General features: G+C 64.6%; 4 protein-coding genes. 2 read left to right on the forward strand and 2 right to left on the reverse strand.

Going from position 1 to position 3,827, the window contains the following annotated elements:
• Positions 1 to 36 precede the first annotated feature (36 nt).
• Complete coding sequence (locus tag VGD20_RS09155) at positions 37 to 819, reverse strand: transglutaminase family protein (RefSeq protein ID WP_331134144.1); 783 nt, start codon at positions 817 to 819, stop codon at positions 37 to 39.
• A gap of 60 nt (positions 820 to 879) precedes the next feature.
• Between VGD20_RS09155 and VGD20_RS09160 the strand changes: the two genes are divergently transcribed.
• Positions 880 to 2,118: an MFS transporter gene (locus tag VGD20_RS09160; protein ID WP_331134145.1), complete on the forward strand. Its 1,239-nt coding sequence runs from the start codon at positions 880 to 882 to the stop codon at positions 2,116 to 2,118.
• Here the strand turns inward: VGD20_RS09160 and VGD20_RS09165 are convergent.
• Complete coding sequence (locus VGD20_RS09165) at positions 2,091 to 2,852, reverse strand: competence/damage-inducible protein A (RefSeq protein WP_331134146.1); 762 nt, start codon at positions 2,850 to 2,852, stop codon at positions 2,091 to 2,093. The two genes, VGD20_RS09160 and VGD20_RS09165, sit on opposite strands and share 28 nt — an antisense overlap.
• 104 nt (positions 2,853 to 2,956) lie before the next feature.
• Between VGD20_RS09165 and VGD20_RS09170 the strand changes: the two genes are divergently transcribed.
• Positions 2,957 to 3,592: a glutathione S-transferase family protein gene (locus VGD20_RS09170; RefSeq protein WP_331134147.1), complete on the forward strand. Its 636-nt coding sequence runs from the start codon at positions 2,957 to 2,959 to the stop codon at positions 3,590 to 3,592.
• The last annotated feature ends 235 nt before the right edge of the window (positions 3,593 to 3,827 follow it).

Raw genomic sequence — 3,827 nt, forward strand, 5'->3', positions numbered from 1 at the left:
CAATAAACGACGACATGGCCCTGCCATACCCGCTCTTCAGCCTTTTATGTGCTTCACCGACACCGACTGGCTGACGAAACTGATATCGCGGTATGCGGTCAGGAAAGAGATGTCGGCGGCGTCGCGGCCGACGCAGATGCGGGCCATTTCGGAAGCGCGCGCCATGCCCGTCGGATCGACAAGGTGCCAGTCGCCATCGAGATATACCTCGGCGACGGCGTGGAAATCCTGCGGCGCGACGCGCAGCGCATAGGCGCTGGCCATCCGCGCCGGGATATGCGCGGCGCGCGCAAGCGCGATCATCACATGCGCATAGTCGCGGCACACGCCGCGGCGTTCGACGAAGCTGTCGAGCGCGCCTGTCTCGGATGTGCTGGCGCCCGAAACATAGGTGAAGCGGCTTTCGATCCAGTCGCGCATCCGGCCGATCTTGGCGCCGCCCTCATGATCGCCGAAACGGCGTTCGACGAAGGCGTGGAACTTGTTCGACGGGCAATAGCGCGATTCGTTGAGATAGGGGATCGCCTCCGCCGGAAGACGGTGGAGCGGCACGGCGGCAAGCGAGCGGAAGTCGGTATCGGCACGGTCAACCTCGACCAGCGCACGATATTCGGCGCGGAGCACGCCCTCGGTGCGCAACCAGATCGGCTCGCAGATGCCGTCGGCTGCGGGAACGCGCGCCATATAGTCCGGCGCCCCGAGATCGAGCGAGGAGTCGAGGACGCGTTGGCCATGGCCGTTCGCCGCCTCGATCTGGAGCATCAGGTCGACGGGTTCCGACAGGCGGTAATTTAGGGAGGCGGAGATTTCGAGTTTCATCTATCGGCAACGCATGGCGGGGGGATCGGTGCCGCTAATCACAGTCGGGAAAAAGAACAAGTGACACCTCAGCGTACCATCCCGTTCATCGTCGCGACGATCTTCATGGATGCGGTCGGATTCGGCATCATCATGCCGGTGTTGCCGCAACTCGTTATGGAGGTCGGCAAGATCGACCTGCCCCACGCGATCGAAGTCGGGGCATGGATCGGGCTGGTGATGGCGGTCGCGACCTTTCTCGCCTCACCCGTCCTCGGCAATCTGTCGGACCATTTCGGGCGGCGGCGCGTACTGCTCCTCGCACTCGGGGGCCTTGCCATCGACTATGCGCTGCTGACGATCGTTCAGACTTTGCCATGGCTGTTTGTCGCACGCGCGTTATCGGGCATTTTCGGCGGCAGCTATGCCGCGGCGCAAGCCGCGATTGCCGACATCACCAGGCCCGAGGAGCGCGCGCGCAACTTCGGCTTCGTTGGCGCGGCCTTCGGCATCGGCTTCGTCGCGGGGCCCGCGATCGGCGGCTTCCTCGGCGAGATCAGTCCGCGCGCTCCCTTCGTCGCCGCGGCGATCCTCGCGGCCGCCAATATGCTCTATGGCCTCTTCATCTTCCCCGAAACCTTGCCGCCCGAACGCCGCCGCGCCTTCGACTGGCGCCGCGCCAATCCGCTCGGCGCGTGGAAGACGATGCGCGCGCTGCCCGGCATGGACGGCGTCGCGGCGGTGCTGGTGCTGTGGCAGATCGCCAGCCTCGTCTATCCGATGACGTGGAGCTTCTATTGCATCGCCCAGCTCGGCTGGACGCCCGGAATGATCGGCGCCAGCCTTGCTGCGGTCGGGGTGATGATCGCGCTCGGGCAGGTTTTTGTCGTCGGCCCCGCGGTGGCGCGCTTCGGCGAGCGCGACGCGGCGACGTTCGGCATCCTCGTCGCGGTCGCGGTCTATATCGGTTACGCGTTCACCACTTCTACGATTGGAGCGTTCCTGCTGCTGATCCCGATTGCGCTGCAGGCACCGGTGCAGCCCTCGCTGATGGCGATGATGTCGCGCCGCGCGACCGCGGAGACACAAGGCGAAGTGCAGGGCATATCGGCGATGGCCATGGGACTTGGCCAGCTGTGTGCACCGCTGCTGCTCACCGGAACGATGGCCTATTTCACCGCCGACAAGGCACCGCTGCATTTCCCGGGTGCGGCCTTTGTCGTAGCGGCGATCTTCGGCCTGCTGGCGATCCTGATGCTTCGCCGCCTGCCCCGCGCGACGCAGCTGTCCGATCAGATGCCGCCGTCGGTTACCGCATAGCCAAGCGCCTCGAAGCCGGCAGTGAGCATCACGACGCACGCGGCGACCTGATCGCCGTCGGTCGAACGGATGACGAAATTCGCGCCGGTCTTTCCCTCGCGAAAGAAGGGATAGCTGCCGATCGCAACGCCCGGATAATCCTTTTCGCCCTGCCGCAGCAGGTCGGCGATCTCGCTTTCGGGCGCCCAGGCGCCGATCGTATGCGCGACGAGTGGCGCCCCGCCCTCGAGTTCGCCGGTCAGCGCGTCGAGCATGCCGGCAGTGATATGCGGCACCCCCGCCATCACGAACAGATTGCCGATACGGATACCAGGCGCGCCCGACATGCGGTTGGGGATCAGTTCGGCGCCCTCGGGCACGCGCGCCATGCGCAGCCGCGCCTCGGTCAGCTCGGTGCCGCGCGCACTGTAATAGCGCTCGAGGATCGCGCGCGCCGCCGGATGGATCACGACACCGACGCCGAGCGCCTTCGCCACCGCATCGACGGTGATGTCGTCGTGGGTCGGGCCGATGCCGCCGGTGGTGAAGACATAGTCATAGCGCGCGCGGATGGCGTTCAGCGCCTCGACGATCTCGACCTCGACATCGGGGACGATCCGTACCTCGCGCAAGCGAATCCCCTGCACTTCGAGCCAGGTCGCGATCTGCGACACATTCTTGTCCTGGGTGCGGCCCGAGAGAATCTCGTCGCCGATCACCAGCACGGCGGCGGTCCAGATGCGTTCATCGCTCATTACTTTGCCTTAGCCCGGAACGATGACAAAACAAGCCCGGTGGACCATCGAGATTGTTCTCTATATGTTCCAAATCCGAATCGAACCGGCAAGGGAGACAAGCAATGACCGACCAGCTGATTTTCTATACCAATCCCATGTCGCGCGGGCAGATCGTCCGCTGGATGCTCGAAGAGGTGGGCGCGCCCTATGAACCCCGGATCCTCGATTATGGTACGACGATGAAGGACGCCGGCTACCTCGCGGTGAACCCGATGGGCAAGGTCCCCGCCATCGTCCACGACGGCAAGGCGGTGACCGAGTGCGCCGCGATCTGCGCCTATCTGGCCGACGCTTTTCCGGAAGCGGGCCTTGCGCCCGATCCGGGCGACCGCGCCGATTACTATCGCTGGCTCTTCTTTACGTCGGGGCCCGTCGAACAGGCGATCACCGCAAAACATTTCGGCATCGAACCCGACGCCGATCAGCAGCGCATGGCCGGTTTCGGTTCGCTTGCCGCTGCGCTCGACGCGCTCGAAGGCGCGGTCGCGGGCAAGCCGTTCGTCGCGGGGGATCGCTTCAGCGCCGCCGACGTCTATGTCGGCAGCCAGATCGACTGGGGGCTGCAGTTCGGCACGATCCCCGCGCGACCGGCATTCGAAACCTATGTCGCGCCGCTGCGCGAACGCGCCGCGTACAGGCGCGCCAAGGAAATCGACAACGGCCTGATCGCCGCGATGCAGGTTATAAATCCGGCCTGAAGCCAGCCACGCATATACGAATGAAATGCTGTGTACGGCAGCAAACGGCCATTAGTTGCCGATAGAGATGTGCACCCCGGCGAAAGCCGGGGCCCAGAATTCTAACGCGAACTTAGCGTATTACCGCATGGGCCCCGGCTTTCGCCGGGGTGCACAAAGGGTCCGCTCCCCCACCCCAATCTGACGCCTGCAAATAGGCCTTTCCTACAATATCCGGCTATGCCAGCCTTTATCG

The sequence above is a fragment of the Sphingopyxis sp. genome (genome assembly GCF_036402335.1).
In the GTDB taxonomy this organism is placed as follows: domain Bacteria; phylum Pseudomonadota; class Alphaproteobacteria; order Sphingomonadales; family Sphingomonadaceae; genus Sphingopyxis.

Bases quoted from the DNA above. Each gene is read 5' to 3' on its own strand.
- VGD20_RS09155 (WP_331134144.1), bottom strand. From the start codon at position 819: ATGAAACTCGAAATCTCCGCCTCCCTAAATTACCGCCTGTCGGAACCC.
- VGD20_RS09165 (WP_331134146.1), bottom strand. From the start codon at position 2,852: ATGAGCGATGAACGCATCTGGACCGCCGCCGTGCTGGTGATCGGCGAC.
- VGD20_RS09170 (WP_331134147.1), top strand. From the start codon at position 2,957: ATGACCGACCAGCTGATTTTCTATACCAATCCCATGTCGCGCGGGCAG.